We start from the raw sequence: 514 nt of genomic DNA on the forward strand, positions 1-514 counted from the left end.
CAAGCCTTTCGTGACGGGCCCGCAACTCCTGGCACGCGGTGCCACCAACGAGGTCGCTCCCGGCCAGACTGCCGATGTACTGATCAGCCTCAAGCTACGCAACGAGGCCACGCTGAAGGCGCTCGCGCACGACGTGAATGACCCGCGCAGCCCGCACTACCGGAAGTACCCGACCAGCGAGCAGTTCCTGGCCGACCACGCGCCCACGCAGGCGCAGGTAGACGCTGTCGTGCGCTATCTGCGCCAGAACGGTTTTATCGATATTGACGTTGCGCCCAACCGGCTGCTGGTATCTGCGCGCGGTACGGCCGGCACGGTCAAGGCGGCGTTCAACACGCCGCTGGTGCACTACCAGCTGGCCGGCCGCAGCGGGTTTGCGAACAGCGGCAAGGCGCAGGTGCCGCGCGCGCTGGGCGGCATCGTCTGCTCGGTGCTGGGGCTGCAGAACGTGGCGCGTGCGCGTCCGATGCTGCGTGTGGGCGATGTGGCGGAAGCGCGCACGTTGGCGGCCGGC

1 protein-coding gene is annotated in these 514 nt (G+C 68.5%); it reads left to right on the plus strand.

Translation table 11 applies throughout. From position 1 onward, the window contains the following. A partial coding sequence (locus tag D1614_RS29000; protein ID WP_206610225.1) for a protease pro-enzyme activation domain-containing protein occupies positions 1-514 on the plus strand: 514 nt, incomplete at both ends.

Origin of the sequence: Maribellus luteus, assembly GCF_003576475.1 — a bacterium.
In the GTDB taxonomy this organism is placed as follows: Bacteria; Bacteroidota; Bacteroidia; order Bacteroidales; family Prolixibacteraceae; genus Draconibacterium; species Draconibacterium luteum.